The sequence below is a fragment of the Serratia sp. JUb9 genome (assembly GCF_014298095.1).
Lineage (GTDB): Bacteria > Pseudomonadota > Gammaproteobacteria > Enterobacterales > Enterobacteriaceae > Serratia_B > Serratia_B rhizosphaerae.
The window spans coordinates 3,002,628-3,024,052 of record NZ_CP060416.1 but is presented as its reverse complement, the minus strand read 5'-3'; the positions used below and the strand labels follow the sequence as shown (position 1 = coordinate 3,024,052).

At 56.4% G+C, this 21,425-nt stretch carries 15 protein-coding genes; 6 read left to right on the top strand and 9 right to left on the bottom strand.

Annotated elements, in window-relative coordinates; translation table 11 throughout:
- Positions 1 to 74 precede the first annotated feature (74 nt).
- The 3 genes from pepT (at position 75) to HF675_RS14325 (ending at position 3,271) form a co-directional block, all read left to right on the top strand.
- A complete protein-coding gene (gene pepT / locus HF675_RS14335) occupies positions 75 to 1,307 on the top strand; it encodes a peptidase T (RefSeq protein WP_187044742.1) in 1,233 nt (410 codons plus the stop codon).
- Positions 1,308 to 1,381: 74 nt separating this feature from the next.
- Complete coding sequence (locus HF675_RS14330) at positions 1,382 to 2,476, top strand: malate/lactate/ureidoglycolate dehydrogenase (protein ID WP_187043278.1); 1,095 nt, start codon at positions 1,382 to 1,384, stop codon at positions 2,474 to 2,476.
- Positions 2,477 to 2,524: 48 nt separating this feature from the next.
- Positions 2,525 to 3,271 (top strand): trans-aconitate 2-methyltransferase, encoded by a 747-nt coding sequence (locus HF675_RS14325; RefSeq protein WP_187043277.1) that lies wholly within the window; start codon positions 2,525 to 2,527, stop codon positions 3,269 to 3,271.
- 59 nt (positions 3,272 to 3,330) lie between these two features.
- Here the strand turns inward: HF675_RS14325 and HF675_RS14320 are convergent, their stop codons facing one another.
- From HF675_RS14320 to rluE, 9 genes are all read right to left on the bottom strand, one after another.
- Positions 3,331 to 4,452 (bottom strand): cupin domain-containing protein, encoded by a 1,122-nt coding sequence (locus HF675_RS14320; protein WP_187043276.1) that lies wholly within the window; start codon positions 4,450 to 4,452, stop codon positions 3,331 to 3,333.
- Between the two features lie 108 nt (positions 4,453 to 4,560).
- On the bottom strand, positions 4,561 to 6,015 hold the full coding sequence (gene phoQ, locus HF675_RS14315) for a two-component system sensor histidine kinase PhoQ (RefSeq protein WP_105230766.1): 1,455 nt from the start codon (positions 6,013 to 6,015) through the stop codon (positions 4,561 to 4,563).
- Positions 6,016 to 6,020: 5 nt separating this feature from the next.
- Entirely contained in the window at positions 6,021 to 6,692 is a 672-nt protein-coding gene (gene phoP / locus HF675_RS14310) for a two-component system response regulator PhoP (protein WP_015671991.1), read from the bottom strand.
- A gap of 233 nt (positions 6,693 to 6,925) precedes the next feature.
- Positions 6,926 to 8,296: an adenylosuccinate lyase gene (gene purB, locus HF675_RS14305; protein WP_105230767.1), complete on the bottom strand. Its 1,371-nt coding sequence runs from the start codon at positions 8,294 to 8,296 to the stop codon at positions 6,926 to 6,928.
- Between the two features lie 21 nt (positions 8,297 to 8,317).
- Positions 8,318 to 8,944, bottom strand: a complete 627-nt coding sequence (hflD, locus tag HF675_RS14300) for a high frequency lysogenization protein HflD (RefSeq protein ID WP_105230768.1) — start codon at positions 8,942 to 8,944, stop codon at positions 8,318 to 8,320.
- 179 nt (positions 8,945 to 9,123) lie between these two features.
- Positions 9,124 to 10,236 (bottom strand): tRNA 2-thiouridine(34) synthase MnmA, encoded by a 1,113-nt coding sequence (mnmA, locus tag HF675_RS14295; protein WP_111737252.1) that lies wholly within the window; start codon positions 10,234 to 10,236, stop codon positions 9,124 to 9,126.
- Between the two features lie 96 nt (positions 10,237 to 10,332).
- Positions 10,333 to 10,779 (bottom strand): NUDIX hydrolase, encoded by a 447-nt coding sequence (locus tag HF675_RS14290; RefSeq protein ID WP_111737251.1) that lies wholly within the window; start codon positions 10,777 to 10,779, stop codon positions 10,333 to 10,335.
- Positions 10,780 to 10,788: 9 nt separating this feature from the next.
- Entirely contained in the window at positions 10,789 to 11,124 is a 336-nt protein-coding gene (locus HF675_RS14285; protein ID WP_111737250.1) for a lysozyme inhibitor LprI family protein, read from the bottom strand.
- Between the two features lie 19 nt (positions 11,125 to 11,143).
- Entirely contained in the window at positions 11,144 to 11,770 is a 627-nt protein-coding gene (gene rluE, locus HF675_RS14280; protein ID WP_105233284.1) for a 23S rRNA pseudouridine(2457) synthase RluE, read from the bottom strand.
- A gap of 132 nt (positions 11,771 to 11,902) precedes the next feature.
- Here rluE and icd point away from each other — a divergent pair, with 132 nt between their 5' ends.
- The 3 genes from icd (at position 11,903) to HF675_RS14265 (ending at position 21,421) form a co-directional block, all read left to right on the top strand.
- On the top strand, positions 11,903 to 13,156 hold the full coding sequence (icd, locus tag HF675_RS14275) for an NADP-dependent isocitrate dehydrogenase (RefSeq protein ID WP_105233282.1): 1,254 nt from the start codon (positions 11,903 to 11,905) through the stop codon (positions 13,154 to 13,156).
- A 456-nt stretch (positions 13,157 to 13,612) separates the two neighbouring features.
- Complete coding sequence (locus tag HF675_RS14270; RefSeq protein ID WP_187043275.1) at positions 13,613 to 15,283, top strand: ShlB/FhaC/HecB family hemolysin secretion/activation protein; 1,671 nt, start codon at positions 13,613 to 13,615, stop codon at positions 15,281 to 15,283.
- A gap of 75 nt (positions 15,284 to 15,358) precedes the next feature.
- A complete protein-coding gene (locus HF675_RS14265) occupies positions 15,359 to 21,421 on the top strand; it encodes a DUF637 domain-containing protein (RefSeq protein ID WP_187043274.1) in 6,063 nt (2,020 codons plus the stop codon).
- Positions 21,422 to 21,425 lie beyond the last annotated feature (4 nt).

Sequence of the window (21,425 nt, the reverse complement as noted above, 5' to 3'; positions counted from 1 at the left end):
AAAAATGACCTGACGCAATATTTCCCGCCAGGCGCTTTAGCATAATGACTTGCGATAATCTGAAGGGCGCCATCATGGATAAACTACTCGATCGTTTTTTTAACTACGTCACCTTTGATACGCAATCCAAAGCGAACGTTAAACATGTGCCAAGTACGGACGGGCAGCTGAAACTGGCGCGCGCGTTACAGCAGGAGCTGCTGGCGCTGGGTTTTGCGCAGGTGATGCTCAGCGAACACGGCTGCGTCACGGCGACGCTGCCAGCCAATGTCGCCTGGCCGGTGCCCGCCATCGGATTTATCTCCCATCTTGATACCTCGCCGGACGTCAGCGGCAAACAGGTGAATCCGCAAATTGTGGAGAATTATCGCGGTGGTGATATTGCGCTGGGCATCGGCGATGAGGTGCTGTCGCCGGTACGCTTCCCGGTGTTGCATCAACTGCTGGGGCAGACGCTGATCACCACCGACGGCAAAACGCTGCTCGGGGCGGATGATAAGGCCGGCATTGCGGAAATCATTACCGCCATAGTGCGTCTGCGGCAGCAGCAGATTCCGCACGGGGATATCCGCATCGCCTTTACGCCCGATGAAGAAGTCGGCAAAGGGGCCCGCTATTTTGACGTCGAGAGCTTTGACGCCGCCTGGGCCTATACCATTGACGGCGGTGGCGTGGGGGAGCTGGAGTGTGAGAACTTCAACGCTGCCTCGGCGTTGGTGAAGATTGTTGGCAACAATGCGCATCCCGGCAGCGCCAAGGGCGTGATGGTCAACGCGCTGACGCTGGCGACCCGTTTCCACCAGTGTCTGCCGGCGGATGAGACGCCGGAAAACACCGCGGATTATCAGGGCTTCTATCATCTGAGCAGCATCAAGGGGCAGGTCGACCGCGCCGAGATGCACTATATCCTGCGCGACTTTGAGCGCGACGGCTTTGCCGCCCGCAAACGTCAACTGATGGCGGCGGCAGAGCTGGTGGGCAAAGGGCTGCCGCGTGAGTGCCACATCGACGTCACCATTGAGGACAGCTACTACAACATGCGCGAGCTGGTGGCTGAGCATCCGCACGTGGTGGAACTGGCGCAGCAGGCGATGCGCGACTGCGGAATTGAGCCCATCATTAAGCCGATCCGCGGCGGTACCGACGGCGCGCAGCTCTCTTTCAAGGGACTGCCGTGCCCCAATCTGTTTACCGGCGGCTACAATTTCCACAGCAAACACGAATTTATTACGCTGGAGGGGATGGAGCAGGCGGTGGCGGTGATTATGCGTATCGCAACCCTGACGGCGGAGCGCGCCAAAGGTTGATGAGTTGTTAACTTGCCGCAATTAATTTTTGTGCCTAGGGTTGAGTAACATTTTTGCACAAGGAGATTTGCGGCATGAGTTCTGAGTATCGTATCGGCAGCCAGGGATTAGGGCGGTTTGTTCAGGCGATCTGGCGCCATACCGGCAGTTCCGCCCGTGAGGCTGAGCTGGTGGCGGAACACCTGGTGCAGGCCAATCTGGCTGGGCATGATTCGCACGGCGTCGGCATGATCCCGCGCTATATGTCATCGCTGGCGCAGGGGCATCTGCAGCTGAATACCCATGTCAGGGTGGTGAAGGATGCCGGCGCGGTGCTGACGCTGGACGGCGGCAAAGGATTTGGTCAGGTGGTCGCCAGCGAAGCGATGGATCGCGGTATTGAACGGGCGCGCCAGCTGGGGATTGCCGCCGTGGCGCTGCACAATGCCCACCATATCGGCCGCATCGGCCACTGGGCGGAGCAGTGCGCGCGTGCCGGCTTTGTTTCTATCCATTTCGTCAATGTGATGGGCGATCCTATGGTGGCGCCGTTTGGCGGCAGCGACCGCCGCTTCGGCACCAACCCTTTCTGCATGATTTTTCCTCGTCCTGGCCAGGCGCCGCTGTTGCTGGACTTTGCCACCAGCGGCATTGCTTACGGCAAAACGCGCGTTGCGTACAACAAAGGCCTGACGGTAGCGCCCGGCTATCTGATCGATGAGCAGGGCCGGCCGACCAACGAACCAAAGGTAATGCATGAAGCGCCGTTTGGTTCTCTGCTGCCGTTCGGCGCTCATAAGGGCTATGCGTTGGCGACGCTGTGCGAAATTCTGGGCGGCGCGCTGTCCGGCGGACAAACCACCCATGATGATACGCTGCAGGTAACCAACGACGCGATCATCAACGGCATGACCACCATTATTCTCAACCCGGACGCCTTTGAAGCGCCGGCAATGCAGGCTGAGGCTGAAGCCTTTGTTGACTGGGTGAAGGCCTCGCCGGAAAGCGGCGACGAGCCGATTCAGGTGCCGGGCGAGTGGGAGGAGATGAACCGTGCGCTGCGCCTGCAGGACGGTATCCCGATTGACGCCAATACCTGGCAGCAGATTTGCGCTGCGGCGCAGGCGGCCGGCATGTCGCAGGCCGAGCTGGAAGACTATCGCGCGCTGGCACGGGCTGAATCCGTGTAATACGGCCGACATTAGCTATCCAGCAAAAGTATTGGGAGGAATAACGGAATGCAGCAGTTTAATACCCATGCGCAGGCTTATAACGCGGTGCGCAGCAAGATTAGCTATCCCGATGCGTTGTATGCGTCGTTGGCGGCCAGAGCGCCGGCGCATAACGCTGCGCTTGATATCGGCTGCGGCAACGGTGTTTCTACGGTGCGTCTGCAGGGGCTGTTTCAGCAGGTGGAAGGCTGCGATATCGGTGCGGCGCTGATCGAGAAGGCGCGGCAGAACTACCCGGCGCTGACTTTCAGCGTCTGCGCAGCGGAAGATTTTGCGCCTGCCCACCGTTTTGACCTTATCACCAGCGCCACGTCGTTTTATTGGATGGATCGCAAGGCGGTGCTGATGAAATTGCCGGCGTGGCTGAATCCCGGCGGGCTGTTCTGCGCGTACAAATATGATTTTCCGCTGGCGTACGGGCCGCTGCGTGATTTTATCGAACGGGAACTGGTGACCAACTGGGCGCGTTACCGCGATCCCCGGCTGACGCAGTACGATGACACGCTGGAAATCATGCAGGGCTGCCGCCACCTGCAGCAGGCCCGACGCGAGGTGTTCGCCAATATCATTTTCCTGACGCCGGAAGAGGTGGCGCTGTTCTTTTTATCCACCAGCTACGTGACGCGCTATATCGAAGAAGAGGGCGGGCAGGCGTATATCGAACGGTTTAGCGCCGCGGTGCGGGAGATTGCGCGCTCGGAGAGCGTGGCGATGAACTTTGATATTCATGTGTTTACCGCCGTGCTGGGCTAGGCTGCCGGCGAAAAAAAGCCCCCGGAGTCGGGGGCTGATAAATGAGCCTACAGGCGGCGTCAGTCGTTAAAATACCAATAGCCGTTGTTGATCAGCGCAGTCAGCAGGGCGAGGAAGGACGGATCATCGACCGCATCCCCCAGCAGCTCGGCATTGACGCTGAAGTGCTGGCACAGAGCATCGGCAGCCTGCAGGTGTTCGGTATCGATCGGCTCCCCGTTGACGAAACACCGATCGCCGACGCGTAATACGCGCAGGCCGCCCAGACGCTGCAGGGCTTCACCCTGTTGCAGCAGCTCGTAGATTTCACCGGCCTGATAAGGCGGCTCCGGCGGTGCGACGTCGAGCTCGTGGCGTGACTGAGAAATAAACTCGCCGAACCAGTGCTGGAAGTGCTCCGGCTGCTGTACCAGATCCAGCATCATCGCGCGCAGCGCGTCCACTTCCTGCGGCAGTACCTCGGCCGGGTGCTCGCGCAGCTGAATATCGGGGTCGCCATAGCGTTTGCTGCCCAGTTCGCGCGCCAGTACGTAATCGGCGAAGCCGCTGATCAGCTCTCGGCCGTTGGGCGCACGGAAACCAACCGAATAGTTAAGCGCGTTTTCCAACGCGTAGCCTTCATGCGGGAAGCCCGGCGGAATATAGAGAATATCGCCCGGCTCCATCTCCTCGTCGATAATGGCGTCGAACGGCTCCACCTGCAGCAGGTCCGGATGCGGACAGTGTTGCTTCATCGGCACTTTTTCCCCGACGCGCCAGCGGCGGCGGCCGGTGCCCTGAATGATAAATACGTCATATTGGTCAAGGTGCGGCCCTACGCCGCCGCCCGGCACCGAGAAGGAGATCATCAGATCGTCCATGCGCCAGTCCGGCAGTTGGCGGAACGGGCGCATCAGCGCGGAGGATGGCTCGTGCCAGTGGTCCACCGCCTGCACCAGCAGCGACCAGTTGTTTTCACCCAGGTGGTCATAACTTTCGAAAGGCCCGTGCGCCACCTGCCAGCGCCCGTCCTGATGGCTGACGACTCGGCTGTCTACCTCATTTTCCATTGCCAGCCCGGCCAGTTCGTCCGGAGAGATCGGATCGATAAAGTTTTTAAAGCCGCGCTTGAGAATCACCGGACGCTTTTGCCAATAACGCTGCAGAAAATCGCGCCAGTCCAGATCTAATTGATAATCCATGTTGTATTCCAGGAGAGGAGTGTGCCTGTAGAGGATTATATACTCTTCGCCGCTGAAGCTGCAGCATTGTCGGCAGAGATCCGGCGCGTGGCGCGCCGGTGTGCGGGATTATTCGCCGTGCGTATCGTACTGGCGGGCAAAAGTAACCATCATGCGCGCGCCGCCGAGCGGGCTGTCGGCAATAGTGATCTCCCCGTCGTACTGTTCGATAATTTCCGCCGCCACCGACAGGCCCAGCCCCTGGCCGGGGCTGAGGGTGTCGACGCGCTGGCCGCGTTGAAAAATCAGCGTGCGCTTGCTCTGCGGGATGCCGGGGCCGTCATCATCCACCATAAGGGTCAGGTGTTCATCGGAGTGCAGGGTGGTGACCTCAACAAACTCCAGACAGTATTTACAGGCGTTTTCCAGCACGTTGCCCATTACTTCCATAAAGTCGTTTTTCTCGCCGATAAAGGTGACCTCCGGCGAAATATCCAGCGTAATCACCACGCCCTTACGCTGGTACACCTTGTTCAGCGCCAGGCTCAGGCTGTCGAGCAGCGCCGGCACCGAGTGGATCTCCCGCGTCAGCACCGTCTGCCCGGAGTTGATACTGGCGCGGTGCAGGTAATAACCAATCTGCTGCGAGATGCGGCCGATCTGTTCGAGCATGATCGGCTCCGCTTCTTCAATGGTGGTCTGCTTGCCGGAACGCAGCGAGCGCAGCGTGGTCTGCAGCACCGCCAGCGGCGTCTTCAGGCTGTGGGTCAAATCGGACAGCGTGGTGCGGTACTTGGTGTAACGTTGGCGTTCGTTGCGTAACAGAATGTTCAGGTTGCGCACCAGGCCGCGCAGTTCACTGGGGGGATTTTCATCCAGCTGATCGCGTTCGCCGTTTTCCAGATCGCCGACCTGATGGATCAGCGTTTTTATCGGCCGCAGGCTCCAGTAGGCTGCCAACCACAGCAGCGGCACCACCAACAGCAGATTGGCCAGCAGCACATAGCTGAACCACTCCCACACCACATCCGAGCGCTGCAGTTCCTGCGGAATGGAGTCGACCACCACAATGGTCAGCGCCGGCAGGCGCGCGGTGGCGGCATAGGTATTGACCGCCACCGAGTGGGTTAGCGCATTTTGGTCGGACGCGTCATAGTCTTTCAGCTGATCCTGCGCTTTGGGGTTGTCGCCCAGCACTTCGCTGCTGATGCGGGTGTCGGTGTCGATTTCATAAAACCCGGCATCTTTCAGCCATTTTTTATCGATCAGCCTTTCCAGCTCGGGCATCTTGCGCTGGCTCCACAGCAGATGGCCGTGCTCATCATAGATAAACACCAGCGTCGGGGAGTTAAGATCGATATCGGGCGGAATGGCGATGGTGAGTTTTTGGTCCTTCCACTGGGCCAGGCTGAAAAACAGATTGCTTTCGCTGCGCAGCAGACGGAAGGCGGTTTTGTCGAAACTGACAATGTAGCCGACTACCGCCACCAGCCCGTAGGAGAGCGACAGCGCCAAAATGACGCCGGCGGTCGCCATCAGAAAGCGGGCGCGCAGCGAGAACGGCTTTTTATCCCTGTTGAACATAACACTCACTTAATGTCGAAGCGGTATCCCTGGCCACGCACCGTAGTGATCACTTCCTGCGGATGCTCGGCCTGGAGCTTTTTACGCAGACGGCCCATCAGCACGTCGATAGTGTGGCTTTCGCGCAGCTCGGCGTCGGGATAGAGCTGCAGCATCAGCAGATCTTTGCTCACCACCTTGCCGGCGTTGCGGATCAGCGTTTCGATAATGGTGTATTCGAACGCCGTCAATTTGATCTGCTGCTCGTTAACGCAGAGTTCGCGGCGCGACAGATCGATCTGGAAGGGCGGCAGCACGATGACCTGTGAGGCAAGGCCGCTGTTGCGGCGCATCAAGGCCTGCATGCGGGCGATCACCTCTTCCAGATGGAAAGGCTTGGTGACATAGTCGTCGGCGCCGGCTTCCAGCACCGCCACTTTGTCCTGCCAGCTTTCGCGGGCGGTCAGCACCAGAATCGGCAGTTTGACCTGATGGGCGCGCCAGCGGCGGATCAGCGCCAGTCCGTCCTCACCCGGCAGGCCGAGGTCGACAATGGCGATATCCGGCGCGTGTTCCTGCAGAAAATAATCTGCTTCTTTGCTGTCTTCCGCCGCGTCGACCTGATGTCCCATCTCGCGCATCTGTACCGAAAGGTGATGACGCAGCAGACCATTATCTTCAACCACCAGTATTCGCATCGATAATCTCCTGTTTTCGCGCGGGTGCGGCTCCAATCACCCAAATTATATAGGTATCACGCAATTAAGCACGGTTTTCCCGGATTGCGGCTTAATTATCGGCAGCGACCGGTAAACGTTGACTCAACGACGGTGGGGTGAAGCTTAACCAAACTTAAACGGATAGAACGTGGCGACGGCGGGGCGATAAAAAAGGCGGCCCGGAGGCCGCCTGGCTGCGTACGGGCGCAGGATTATTTCAGTTCGTCCACCATGGTGGTGGCGCGGCCGATATAGTTGGCCGGCGTCATTGCTTTCAGTCGGGTTTTCTCGTCTTCCGGCAGCGCCAGGCCGTCGATAAACGCCTGCATGCCGGCGGCGTCCACGCGTTTGCCGCGGGTCAGCTCTTTCAGCTTCTCATACGGTTTTTCAATGCCGTAGCGGCGCATCACGGTCTGGATCGGCTCGGCCAGCACTTCCCAGTTGTGGTCCAGCTCATCCAGCAGGTGCGCCTGGTTCACTTCCAGCTTGCTGATGCCCTTCAGGGTGGACTGATAGGCGATTAGCGCATAGCCGATGCCCACGCCCAGGTTGCGCAGTACGGTGGAGTCGGTCAGGTCGCGCTGCCAGCGGGACACCGGCAGTTTGCTCGCCAGATGGCCCAGCACGGCGTTAGCCAGGCCCAGGTTGCCTTCGGAGTTTTCGAAGTCAATCGGGTTGACCTTGTGCGGCATGGTGGACGAGCCGATCTCGCCGGCGATGGTCTTCTGCTTGAAGTGGTTCAGCGCGATGTAGCCCCAGATATCGCGATCGAAGTCGATCAGGATAGTGTTGAAGCGGGCGATGCAGTCGAACAGTTCGGCAATGTAGTCGTGCGGTTCGATCTGGGTGGTGTACGGGTTCCAGGTAATGCCCAGCGAGGTGACGAACTCTTCGCTGAAGCGGTGCCAGTCCACTTCCGGGTAGGCGACGATGTGGGCGTTATAGTTGCCGACGGCGCCGTTGATTTTACCGAGGATCTCGACGCGCTCCAGCTGGCGGTACTGACGCTCCATGCGGTAAGCCACGTTGGCCAGCTCTTTGCCCACGGTAGACGGCGTGGCCGGCTGGCCGTGGGTGCGGGACAGCAGCGGAATATCGCGGTATTCCTGCGCCAGCTTGGCGATGGCGTCGATGGTCTGACGCCAGTAAGGCAGCACCACGTCCTGGCGGGCGGTGCTCAGCATCAGCGCGTGGGACAGGTTATTGATATCTTCGGAGGTACAGGCGAAGTGGATAAACTCGGACACCGCGTGCAGGGCCGGCACCGCCGCCACTTTTTCCTTGAGAAAATATTCGACCGCCTTCACATCGTGGTTGGTGGTGCGTTCGATGGTTTTGATGCGCTGAGCGTCTTCTTCGCTGAATTCTGCAACGATCTTGTCGAGGAAAGCGTTTGCGTCGGCGTCAAAAGCAGGAACTTCCTTGATTTCTGCGCAGGCCGCCAGTTTTTGCAGCCAACGTACTTCAACCTGTACGCGGAATTTCAGCAGGCCGAATTCGCTGAAAATGGTGCGCAGTGCGCTGACTTTATCACCGTAGCGTCCGTCAACGGGGGAAACGGCGGTCAGTGAGGATAATTCCATCGGTAGCAACTCCTGGGAAAATTAACAATGAGCAACGATATTTTGCGCCTGTGTGAACAGACGATTACGGGAAAACATTAACTGCAGGCGGCTGCCGCCGACCTGTTGCCACAGCACGGCGGCGCGGATGCCGGCCAGCAGCGTGGCGCGCACTTTGGCCTGCACCTGGCTGTTTTGTAAAATGGCCGGTGAACCGGTGACCTGAATGCGCGGCCCCAGCGGGCTGACCACGTCGACATAGATGCCGGCCAGCGCGCTGATAATGGTGTCGGATTCCAGCTCGAAATGCGCCAGCTGACGCTCCAGCTGTTCAAGGCGTTCGCCGAGGGTATTCATCGCCTGTTTGTTGGCGTTGAGCTTGCGTTCCAGCACCATCAGGCTGATGGTGTAGCGGGTCAGTTCGGCGCCGGGGCCTTTATTATTGGCGTTCAGTACGCCCATCAGCGTTTCCAGACCGACTTTCAGATTACGTTCTTCGCCGCCGAATACCGCCAGCGTAGAGGAGGGGTTCATCTGCAGCAGGCTGCTGAGCGAGGTGTGCAACGCGTCGCGGTCGCATTGCCCTTCATGCGCGAGCTGCTGAACCAAACGCGCTGACTGGCTGATTCCGGCCATGGCCAACGTGATGTCATAATAATTCTTCGCCACGAATACTCCTGTATACGGTACATGGCTTACGGTGACAGGCTGCGTGACGGCAAAACGATAACCTTTGCCCGCGCCGGTAACGATAATGATCGTGAATGTTGCAAATCATGCCATAAAACGCGGGCTAAACCCAGCGCGCATTACCGGCGCGCCGGGCCGGGTGCCGGCTATACCGCGGCTTAACCTTCCTCGAGCGGCAGGCGTTGTTCGATAATGCCGCCGCCCAGGCAGATTTCACCCTGGTAGAATACCGCCGACTGGCCGGGCGTCACCGCCGCGACCGGTTCGTCAAAGCGCACTTCGATGCGTTGATCGTCGATCGGCGTGATGGTGCACGGCAGATCCTGCTGACGGTAGCGGGTTTTCACCGTACAGCGCAGCGGGGCGGTCAGCGGCTGGCGATCGACCCAGTGCAGCTGTTGGGCGATCAGACCAAGCGACATCAGGCGCGGATGGTCGTGACCCTGGGCGACGATCAGTACGTTGTTGGCGACGTCTTTGTCGACCACGTACCACGGATCTTCGCTGCTGTCTTTCATGCCGCCGATGCCGAGCCCTTTACGCTGGCCCAGCGTGTGGTACATCAGCCCCTGATGCTGGCCGATGGTCTGACCGTCGACGGTCATAATCGGGCCGGGCTGCGCCGGCAGATAGCGGCCGAGGAAGTCGCGGAACTTACGTTCGCCGATAAAGCAGATGCCGGTGGAGTCTTTTTTCTTGGCGGTGACCAGTTCCAGCTGTTCGGCGATGCGGCGCACCTCCGGCTTTTCCAGCTCGCCGACCGGGAACAGGCTTTGCGCCACCTGCTCGTGGCTCAGGGTATACAGGAAATAGCTCTGGTCTTTGTTGCCGTCGACGCCGCGCAGCAGACGGCTCTTACCGTCAACGTCCTGGCGACGCACATAGTGGCCGGTAGCGATATAGTCGGCGCCCAGATCTTCGGCGGCGAACTCCAGGAAGGCTTTAAACTTGATTTCTTTATTGCACAGGATGTCCGGGTTCGGCGTGCGGCCGGCCTTGTACTCTTCCAGGAACAGCTCGAATACGTTGTCCCAGTATTCCGCCGCGAAGTTGACCGTATGCAGCTCAATGCCGAGTTTGTCGCATACCGCCTGGGCATCGGCCAGATCGGTCGCTGCGGAGCAATACTCTTCGTCGTCGTCTTCCTCCCAGTTCTTCATAAACAGCCCAGCGACCTGATAGCCCTGTTGCTGTAACAGATAGGCGGTAACGGAAGAGTCGACGCCGCCGGACATTCCGACGATTACTTTTTTCTGGCTGTTGTCTGACATGGGGATCTCACGAACTTGAACACGAACCGTGCTGATAAAAAACAGGCGCAGGATTTTAACACGATGGCGGCCTGCGCGCACGGCACTTATTGTGCTTCAGTACGGCCAGTTAAAACTGCCGATCAACGAAAGCGGGTAGCGCTCGGGCTGTCGGTAGCAGCGCAGGCTCTCCGCCACCAGCGGTGAGCGCAGGTTGGGGGCGTGCAGAATCTCGTCGGCGCTGAGCCACAGGCAGCGGTCGATATCGCTGTCCTGCGGCGCGGTAGGCACGATGGCCGGCAGTTCGACGACGAAGCAAAAGCGCAGGAACGGCGTGCCGTCCGGCGCGATCCACTGGTGCATTTTCAGAAACGACTGCGGCGCGGCGCGGATGCCGGTCTCTTCCCACAGTTCGCGTTCGGCGGCCTGCAGCAGCGTCTCGTCGGCCTCCAGGTGGCCGGCGGGCTGGTTCCACAGCGCCTTGTGGTTCACGGTTTCTTCGACGATTAAAAACTTGCCGGCGGCGTGCACCACGTTGGCGACGGTAACGTGCGGTTTGAACATGGTGTCTCCTTACAGCGGTCGGTCGATTTTGTTGTAAATCGCGTCCAGCTCGCCGATGCGCTGCCGGTAGCTGTTGCTCAGACAGCTGACGTCGCTGCCGCACTGTTTACGTTTTGCCAGCCAGCTGTTTTGCCGATCCTGCATTTCGCCGCGAAAACCCATGGCGAACAGGCCGCGCAGAAACTGATATTTGGTGGCCATTTCAACGTCTTTATCGCTCAGCGAACGGCTGGCGCAAATCGCCTGTTCATCCTTTGAGGCCGCCTTGCGGCAATCAAAACTGGCGGCCTGCGCGCCGGCGGCGCACAGCAGCGTGGTTAATAGCAGGGTACCTAACGTTTTCATGGCACAACTCTCCGATTGGCTACGGTGAATCCGTGGTTTTCCATTCACCAGGTTGTAAATCGCCTAATGAAAGATTCCCCATACTGTAGCGAATCAGACGCAGGGTAGGGAACCCGATATGCGCAGTCATGCGACGCACCTGACGATTTCGCCCTTCATACAGCGTAATTTTCAACCAGCTGGTGGGGATGCTTTTGCGTTCGCGGATCGGCGGCGTACGCGGCCACAGCCACGCGGGCTCCGCCACCCGCTCGACGCCGGCGGGCAGGGTGGGGCCGTCCTTCAGCGTTACGCCGCTGCGCAACTGCGCCAGATCGCTCTCCTGCGGAGAGCCTTCTACCTGGACGTAATAGACTTTGCCGGTGCGCTTGCCCGGTTGGGTGAGCTGCGCCTGCAGTTTGCCGTCGTTGGTCAGCACCAGCAGCCCTTCGCTGTCGCGGTCCAGGCGCCCGGCGGCGTAGACGTCATTAAAGGGAATAAATTCCTTCAGCGTGCTGCGGCCGGCCTCATCGGTGAACTGTGGCAGCACATCGAAGGGTTTGTTGAATAACACAACACGGCGCGGCCCCGGCGGGACGGGGCGTTTGGCGCTATTCGGTCGGCTGAATCGTTTAACTTGGTGTTTTTTAACAGGGAATTTATTCATATCTATTGTACTTGCGGATGATAGGCGCATTATAACTGAATCCGTTTCGGATTGGCGCGGATTGAATATTCGAGTAGTATTGACATGCATCTTACAAAGCATTAACAAAAATTGCGCTTGAAGGAGAGGTTGATGGAAAGCAAAGTAGTTGTTCCGGCAGAAGGTAAAAAAATTACGGTCGATGCCCAGGGTAAACTGGTTGTTCCGCATAACCCGATCATTCCGTTCATCGAAGGCGACGGTATCGGCGTTGACGTGACCCCTGCCATGATTAATGTGGTTAATGCTGCAGTTGATAAGGCTTACCACGGCGAGCGTAAAATCTCCTGGATGGAAATCTACACCGGCGAAAAATCTACCCACGTTTACGGGAAAGACGTGTGGCTGCCGGACGAAACTCTGGACCTGATCCGTGATTACCGCGTTGCCATTAAAGGCCCACTGACCACCCCGGTCGGCGGCGGTATCCGTTCTCTGAACGTTGCCCTGCGTCAGCAGCTGGATCTGTATGTCTGCCTGCGCCCGGTGCGCTACTATCAGGGCACCCCTAGCCCGGTTAAACACCCAGAATTGACCGATATGGTGATCTTCCGTGAAAACGCCGAAGACATCTACGCCGGTATCGAATGGAAAGCCGGTTCTGCCGAAGCGGATAAAGTGATCAAATTCCTGCGCGACGAAATGGGCGTGCAGAAAATCCGTTTCCCAGAGCAGTGCGGCATCGGCGTGAAGCCATGTTCAGAAGAAGGCACCAAACGTCTGGTGCGTGCGGCGATCGAATACGCGATCACCAACGACCGTGACTCTGTGACTCTGGTTCACAAAGGCAACATCATGAAGTTCACCGAAGGTGCCTTCAAAGACTGGGGCTACGAACTGGCGCGCGAAGAGTTCGGCGGCGAACTGATTGACGGCGGCCCGTGGCTGAAAATTAAGAACCCGAACACCGGCAAAGAGATCGTGGTTAAAGACGTGATCGCCGACGCCTTCCTGCAGCAGATCCTGCTGCGTCCGGCGGAGTACGACGTGATCGCCTGTATGAACCTGAACGGCGACTACATCTCTGACGCACTGGCTGCGCAGGTTGGCGGCATCGGCATCGCGCCGGGCGCCAACATCGGCGACGAGTGCGCGCTGTTTGAAGCTACCCACGGCACCGCGCCAAAATATGCCGGCCAGGACAAAGTGAACCCAGGTTCCGTTATCCTGTCTGCAGAAATGATGCTGCGTCACCTGGGCTGGTTCGAAGCGGCCGACCTGATCGTTAAAGGCATGGAAGGCGCTATCGCCGCCAAGACCGTGACCTATGACTTCGAACGCCTGATGGAAGGCGCTAAACTGCTGAAATGTTCAGAGTTTGGCGACGCTATCGTCGAACACATGTAATAGAGTTGCGTCAGTAAAATATAACGGGAGCTTAATGCTCCCGTTTGTTTATTATACGCACTGCAATTTTTATCAAATCCCCTCCAAAAAACTCTTTCTCACACCGCTATTGTTATTTATGACTTGGGCGAACTGTACTGTACCAATCCGTTCTGAAGCTGTTATCCGCACCGGATGGCCTGCATCGGCTGTGATTTCAGTTTGCCGAAAGGTAGCGCAAAGGCGGTGGTGCTGGAAAGACAGACCTTAATTCGACGTTATATGAAAGAGGTCCCTTTGACGCCCGATGCACAGGTTATCGCAGTAGGGGACATCGGAAAACTGGATGCCTTTGTCAAAAAATCCCCATCAAACCGACAGTTGACTAAGTGTTATGGTTAAAAATAAATCATTGGACTTTTGCTGACAAATACTTACACTTCGAAATCAACACATGATAATGATAATGAGTATCATTTGCTTATTAACAAAGGATGTTGGTTTCTGGTCTCTTGGATTGGGTTGATCGCTACGGCTCAGGCTACTCCTGTCATTAACCCCGCCGACCAGGACGTTATAGAACGTCAACAAAAAGCCCTGCTTGAGCAGGCGCAGCAACAGCGCGACGACCTGAAAAGTACCACCGCCCTGATGCCTTTGCCGCGGCCCAACCCAGGCTCTAATGATAAAACCTGCCATAACGTCAATCGCATTGCGTTTTTGGGGGCGGAGCATCTGTCCTGGTCGGTGAAACAAAAACTGGTTTCCTCTTATCAAGGCCGCTGCCTGACGCTATCCCACATCAATAATCTGGTGCGGGAGACCACCAACGCCTATTTGCAGCGCGGTTACGTGACCTCTCAAGCCTGGTTGCCGGCACAGGATATCGCCGGCGGCAAACTGACCGTGGCCGTCAGTGAGGGGCGTATTGACGCTATTAGCCTTAATGGGGAAGAAACACCGGCATTGAAAATGGTGTTTCCTGGTCTGATTGGCAGCGTACTCAACCTGCGTGATATTGAGCAAGGTATGGAGCAATTCAATCGATTACCTTCACAGCAGGTCACTATCGATATACAGCCTGGCAAACGACCAGGGTATTCCTCGGTGGTGTTGCGCCGGACGTTGGCACGTTTACCTGTTTCAGTATTTTTGGGCGCCGACAACGGCGGCCAGAAAAGCACCGGAACCGGGCAATTGAACGCCAGCGTGATACTGGATAACCCGCTACGGCTGGCTGACCAGTGGTCACTGTCAGCATCAAGAGACAGCGGGTTTAGTCATAACCGTCGCAGTCGTAGTCTCAATGGGGGTGTCACCCTCCCTTATGGTTACTGGTTGTTCAGCGTCCAGGCGGCCTGGAATGACTTTTATCAGCACATTCCGATACAGGATGCACGCTATCGCTATCAGGGCAATGCAGTGATTCAGCGCCTGGGTGCCAACCGAACGCTGTTGCGTGATGGCCAACAGAAGCTGGCACTGGACATGGGGTTATCGCGCCGGCGTACTGAGAATCGGCTGGCTGGGCAGCGTCTCTCCAACAGCAGTGTGACGGTGGCGAGCCTGTCCGCCGGCCTCAACTACAGCCGCTCGCTGGGCGGTGGCTATCTGACACTCAACCCGACGGCCTCGCACGGCCTGCGGGGGATGGGGGCGACGCCTGATGAGCCGGCAGCGCCCTATGCCGCACGCAGCGAGTTTCGTAAGTTCAGCCTTAGCTCCAGCTACTTTTACCCACTGACCCCTAACCTCTATTACCTGACCTCTGCTTACGGGCAAATCAGCGCTGACAACCTGTATGCCGGGGAGCGTCTTTCCGTTGGTGGACAGTATTCGGTGCGTGGCTTTAAAGAACAGTACCTCACCGGCAACAGCGGTACCTACTGGCGAAACGAACTCAACTGGCAACTCGGCACCGTGCCGGCTATCGGCGACGTGTCGCTGACCGGTGCGCTGGATGGTGGCTGGCTGCGCAGCGAGGCGCACCAGGTGGACGGTGGCAGCGTGGTCGGTGCTGCCCTGGGGCTGACGATGAACATAAAAATGTTCAACCAATCGTTCAACGTAGGCAAACCCCTGGCGTATCCCACGAACCTGCGGCCGGACCGCTGGGTGGCTTACTGGCAAGCTACCGTCACTCTATAAGAAGAATAAGATCGCTAACACATGGCACGAGCCGTGAGGCTCGGAATCAATAACGCAGCCTTTCAAAGGACTGATATGGACAAAATGAACTCCCGGCTTGCGCGCGGCGCCAGCTACCTGCTGATTTACACCACGGCGTTCACACCACTGCATCCGGCGTTCGCCGCCGGTATCAATGCCGCCAATGGCAACACCCAGGTGGTTGTCAAACCCGGTAACGTACCGGTGGTGAATATTGCCACGCCAAACGGTGCGGGCATTTCGCACAACACCTACAAGGATTTCAACGTCGGCGCACCGGGCGCAGTGTTGAACAATGCCTCACAGGGCGGCAAGACGCGGTTGGGGGTCAATATCGTTAACGGTAATCCCAACCTGAAAGGCAAGCCAGTGGAGCTCATCATCAACGAGGTCATCGGCGGTAGCCGCTCCGAGCTGCAGGGGAAGCTCGAGGTGTTCGGCAACAAGGCCAACGTGATGATTGCCAACCCTAACGGCATCACCTGCGACGGTTGCGGTTTTATCAACGCGCCGGGCGTCACATTGACCACCGGTAAACCGCAGTTCGACAAACAGGGTGCTCTGGATGTGCTGGAGGTGAAAAAAGGGGGCGTCACCATCGGAGGTAAAGGACTGGACGGCACGAGAGCCGACTATGTCGATATCCTCAGTCGCGCCACCGAGCTGAACGGCAAAATCAACGCCAAAAACCTGTCGCTGACTCAGGGCACCAACCGCATCAGTTTTAAAGACGGCACGGTTACACCGATTGCCGGTGACGGAGCCAAACCGCAACTGGCGGTCGACACCAAGGCATTGGGCGGCATGTACGCCAACAAAATCCGTCTGGTGGCCACTGAAGACGGGGTGGGCGTCAACCTTAATAATATCAATAGCACACAACACGATATCACGTTGACTACCAATGGGCGTATTGAACTGGGTCAAACGCATGCCCAGACGGACTTGAACGTCAGCGCCAGAGACATTCATATTAACTCCGGCGTTAAGGTTCGTGGCGAACGCGACGTGACGCTGGCTACCGATACGCTCAATAACAACGGCAATGTGACTGCACATCGCGATATGCGGGTGTTTGCAGACACAGTACGCAATATTGAATTACGTGACGGAGGCAATACGGCGTTACACAGCAACAATAATCTGTGGATCCAGAAAGATGCACAGGGCAATAAATCCAAACAGATAGAAAACCGCTCCGCGCGCATTCAAACCAACAGCGGCGATGTGGTAATACGCGCTGAGCAGGTGAATAATGTTAGGAACGCTGAAATTGTTAACAAAACCAAGCTGACGCCGACATCTACAGATAAAAACATGCAGGTGGCTAACGTCATGGCAGAAAGTGGCGACTATCCCGTGATCATCACCGCGGAATTGACATCGCCCTTACCGGAGAGATGGTTTGGAAAAGCGGATTTCAGCAATATTGAGCAGGGGGTTTTGATCAACGACCAACAGACCTTGTTCGATACAGGGAAAAGGTCGGCGCCGGCAGAAATCACATCCGGCCGGCATCTCTATATTTATGGTGATGACATATATAACCATAGCAGCCTACTGAGCGCCAAATCAGACCTTATCCTGACGGGGCAGGATTTCACTAATGAACAGGTGTCCACCGGAACACTGCTGAATTACATCCGTTATATCCCTGATGAAAAAGCCAATAGGGAACATGGGAAAACCACCTTCAATCCGTTAATCACACAAGAGCTGCGGTTAACGAATTACTTCACTCGAGGTGATAACGTTCAGGTCTGGCAACCTACTCTATCCCCCTTACCCCGTGCCAGTTTGAGTGCCGGAAATAACCTGGTTGCAGATTTCAAAAACAAGATAGAAATCAAAACCCCGACGCCTTCCGAAAACGGACTCACGGAAGTGAAAACGACCGGACGACCGGAAGCCATTAAGGCGCAAAACGTGGTGTTGCACGCTGCCAATATCATAAATACCGATACCATTAACGCCAGCGGCAATATCACTGTTCTTGCGGAAGACCGCATCGTACTTGACCAAGGGATCTTGTCTGCTGGCGACGCACTGGATTTAACCGCCGGCAATGCCATTGATGCATGGCAAAGCGAACTGAAGGGACAAGATGTTACGCTCACCGCTCGTATCGGAGAGATAAAGGTCCAGACTAGTGAGAAACCCAACTATTACCATCCAGACGGGGTGCGCTGGCTGGGTAGCCTGGAGGCCTCGCGTGACCTGACACTAACGGCAGGCAGCACCATTACGCTGCTCAATACGCTGCTGGCACCGCAAAGCCGCAATATCAGCATGGTGGCTCCTGGCAGCATCTCCATCATCAAGAATGACGCTATCTTGACGCACAATCGCCCTGGAGAAAAACTGTCGGCAGATAAGCGATTGCACTACTTCAACAACTTGCTCCAGACCGGAGCCATGAATGCCTCCGGTTCAATATTGCTCAACAGCGGTGGTTATCTTGCACTGCGCGGCGCCAACATCAGTGCCGGCAAGGACGTGACGCTACTGGCCGGAGACAATGTTGACCTCAACTACCGCGCGCTGGACAGCAATTACGGTCATCCGTTTGTAGCCTCGCGCACCCCAGAGCTAGGTAGCGAGTTACATGCCGGCGGCAATCTGCTGATTAACTCGGCCCGAGATATCGGGACTCAGAGAGGCTCGCTGTCAGCTAACGATAACATCACGCTGCTGGCTGGGAAAAACCTGTGGTTGTCAAACGTGGCTTACTCCGCCATAGATGCGGCCAATGACAATAACAAAGACGATCGTCATGTGGTGACGACACTCAGCGCCGGTAAAAATCTGACGGCGGCGGCCAACAACCAACTGCTGACTTACGGCGCCAAACTCAACTCCGGCGGTAATATGACCCTGACCTCCGGTGGCGACATGCGTTTTGAGGCGGTACAGAACCACAGCTATCGCGAAAGTGGCAAAGAGTTCACTGAAACACGCACTCAGCAGGGCACCGAACTGAGTGCCGGCGGTCTGCTGACGGCTATCGCCAACGGCAGCATCCTGTTCCAGGCGACTAAACTGTTGTCGAAAGGGCTATCCGGACAGGTGAATACACCTGCAGACCTTTCAGGGGTAGATGCTGCATTTTCAACGGCTGAACGTCTGGTTCAGGAGGCCAGACAACGATTTGACCAAGCGATGAATGCTCGGACTCAGGCCGAAGGTCAGTTGAATGATCGTCGGTACGAGCTGGGCAGTGCACGCCAGCACCCTGATACCTTATCGCTGTTCAATATTAGCGAACACCCTATCACCTCGTCGTCGTCCCGATTTGTTTCAGTACCGGGCTACAGCGGAGGGGGCGCGCATTATAATGCTTCGGCACTGATTGATAACCAGGCACACCTTGACCGGCTATTGCAAGAAGGGGGCCGAGCGTTTGTCAATAATGTTCTTCAATGGGGAGATGTCTCTGCACCGACTCAAGACGGTGCCAAAGTCGGTAACGCGATAAGAGAATCGACCATTGAGGAATATGACAAAATTCGTCAGCGCTTGATAGACCGGCAGAACGCGGTCAATAACGCTCAAAATGCGCTGAATGTAGCTCAACACGCATTCGACCAAGCCCAACAGCAGATCGCGCAGCCGACAAAAGAAAAAAATGATGCCGAAAATCAACTGAACGTGGCTCGGGCAGAAAGACAACGCCAGTATGATGCGGAAAGGCAACGTAAAGAACAGGAAGATGCTCGGAACAGGGAGTTGGCAGTCCGCACTGGCTCCATGGATATAGCCGCCAAAGGCGGCTATCTTTATGCCCAGGCGATGGAAGAGTCCAGCCACTACGAGAAAACGGAAACCAAACGCAAATGGTGGGGTAAAAAAACCGAGGTCAAGCAAACCCGCCATGACGTGACCAATAAGGTCACCGAGTTTATTGCTCCCGGCAATATCACTCTGATGAGCCGTGACGACAGCACCTATGAAGCGAGCAGGATTGAGGCTGGCAGGAATGCCCGCCTGACCAGTACCCACGGCCAGGTCAACTTTAAAGCCGTAAAGAACACCAGTTTCGAACAGACAGTCACCAATTCGAAAGGCTTCTTTATCAAGCAGGCCAACAAGGGCTACGAAGACAATAAGTGGGTGCTGCCGAGTATTTATACAGGCGGTGCGTTGACGGTCGATGCCGCTAAAGGCGTCAATGCTGACATTAAGGTGAAAAACGGCCTGGTGCTACAAAGTGCTATCGATGCCTTGGGTAACACGCCAGGCACCACTTGGGTCAAAGACCTGAACAAACGTAATGACGTGCAGTGGAACACCGTCAAGGATGCCTACGACAGCTGGGATTACCGGAGTCAGAATCTGAATCCAGCAGTGGCCGCGGTGATCGCTATTGCGGCGGCAGCAGTGACGGCGGGCAGTTCACTCACCGCCATGGCTGCAAGTAATGTTGCCGGGGCTGTGGGCGGGGGAGCCGTCACCAGTGGAGCCGTCACTGCGGGGATGTCTTCACTGGCCTCCCAGGCGGCGGTGGCACTGGTCGAGAACCAGGGGAATCTGTCGAAAACCCTGCAGGCGTTGGGCAGCAACGAAAACGTGAAGGCGACTGCCGCGGCGATGGCGGTTGGTGGCGCGCTCAACGGTTTTGACAGCGCGATGGGCTGGAGCAAGGATGCGGCGGGCAAACCACTCAGCCCAAACAATGTCAAGCTGCCACAGCTGAGCAACCAGGACTGGAGCAAGGTGGCGCAGCGTGTGGCCGGGCAATCGGTCATCAGCTCCAGCCTGAATACAACCATCAATGGCGGTAGTTTCAAAGATAATCTCACCAACGCATTGTTGGCCAACATTGGCAACCAGGTGCAGGCTGAGGGCGCCAACCTGATAGGAAATAACGGGGAGATACTGGGGGTGCCGGGTCGGGCCGTGAGTCATGCGGTTCTGGCGGGCATCAGCGCGGAAATCGGTAAGGGTAATGCCAAAGGTGCCGCAGCCGGCGCATTGGCTGCTGAGCTGGCTGGGTTGATAATCAATGACAACCTGGTGAAAAGCGAGGGATGGCAGGAGCGACAGGCTCAAATCAGCCGAGTCGCGGGCGCCTTCGCAGGTGCTATAGCTACCGCTAAAGCCTCGGGAGCCAACAGTGGTGCAAACGCGGGGGAGTTTGTTGAGCGCTTCAATCGCCAACTGCATCAGGAAGAACTCAATGCTATCAAAAAATTGGCGAAAGGTGACAAGGAAAAAGAAGCACGCCTGATGGCAGCGTCATGTCGAAAAGTGGCTTGTACAACGCAGGAGGCGTTAAACTCAGAAGAACGTAAGCAGTTTGAAGAGCTGATGAAAAAATACCCGTCAACGCGGGACGAAGATGGACTTATCGCCAACTACTGGGTACAAAAAGAGCGTCAGCGCTTTGGTAATTATCCGGCATTTGCTGGCTATGACAGTGAAAAGTTATTCACGTATGATTTGGGTGACCAGATAACCGATGGCCAGCTGTTTGCAAGAAACCAACAGATAGAGCAAATCAGCAAGTTGACCGGATGGTCGCCGAACTGGGTGAACGCCTCTGTGATGGCAGTTTCTATCGCCAGTACGTTTGCCGGTATGGGTAAAGTGAGCGTTGGCAACCAGTATCTGTCATCCAAGCTGGTAGGGCCAACCAACTCCTGGAAAGGCTATTTGGTCAATGAGAAGACCATCCAGCAGGCTGCTACGTTCAAAAATAAGGTCACAGAACTGAGGGCAGGTTTGCCATCAGCCCCGAAACGCAGTGGCAACGTTGCAGTGGCTAGCATTGAAATATCTGGAATGCCAAAGACACTTGCAAGTCACAATCTCATAGAGATTGAAGGTAAAGGCTTTGTTGGAATGGGAAAAGAAAATTTCAAATATGAGACTGTACTCACTGATGATGGCAGATATGTGACAAGGAATATAGACTCTGAATATAAAATATTGGATAACTTAGCCGATAGATTAGGTACAAACTATTCTGCAAAAGGCTCAGTTACTATTTTCACCGAAAAACCTGCTTGTGAAAGTTGCTTGGGCGTTGTTAAACAGTTCGAGAGTAGGTATCCAGGGGTGAAAGTTGACGTTCTAGACAATAATGGTGTGCGTTTGATTCCGGGAAGAGGTAAATAACAAT

Excerpts from the sequence above, each read along its gene's own strand:
- pepT (WP_187044742.1), top strand. The coding sequence starts at position 75 with ATGGATAAACTACTCGATCGTTTTTTTAACTACGTCACCTTTGATACG.
- HF675_RS14330 (WP_187043278.1), top strand. The coding sequence starts at position 1,382 with ATGAGTTCTGAGTATCGTATCGGCAGCCAGGGATTAGGGCGGTTTGTT.
- HF675_RS14325 (WP_187043277.1), top strand. The coding sequence starts at position 2,525 with ATGCAGCAGTTTAATACCCATGCGCAGGCTTATAACGCGGTGCGCAGC.
- HF675_RS14320 (WP_187043276.1), bottom strand. The coding sequence starts at position 4,452 with ATGGATTATCAATTAGATCTGGACTGGCGCGATTTTCTGCAGCGTTAT.
- phoQ (WP_105230766.1), bottom strand. The coding sequence starts at position 6,015 with ATGTTCAACAGGGATAAAAAGCCGTTCTCGCTGCGCGCCCGCTTTCTG.
- phoP (WP_015671991.1), bottom strand. The coding sequence starts at position 6,692 with ATGCGAATACTGGTGGTTGAAGATAATGGTCTGCTGCGTCATCACCTT.
- purB (WP_105230767.1), bottom strand. The coding sequence starts at position 8,296 with ATGGAATTATCCTCACTGACCGCCGTTTCCCCCGTTGACGGACGCTAC.
- mnmA (WP_111737252.1), bottom strand. The coding sequence starts at position 10,236 with ATGTCAGACAACAGCCAGAAAAAAGTAATCGTCGGAATGTCCGGCGGC.
- HF675_RS14290 (WP_111737251.1), bottom strand. The coding sequence starts at position 10,779 with ATGTTCAAACCGCACGTTACCGTCGCCAACGTGGTGCACGCCGCCGGC.
- HF675_RS14285 (WP_111737250.1), bottom strand. The coding sequence starts at position 11,124 with ATGAAAACGTTAGGTACCCTGCTATTAACCACGCTGCTGTGCGCCGCC.
- rluE (WP_105233284.1), bottom strand. The coding sequence starts at position 11,770 with ATGAATAAATTCCCTGTTAAAAAACACCAAGTTAAACGATTCAGCCGA.
- icd (WP_105233282.1), top strand. The coding sequence starts at position 11,903 with ATGGAAAGCAAAGTAGTTGTTCCGGCAGAAGGTAAAAAAATTACGGTC.
- HF675_RS14265 (WP_187043274.1), top strand. The coding sequence starts at position 15,359 with ATGGACAAAATGAACTCCCGGCTTGCGCGCGGCGCCAGCTACCTGCTG.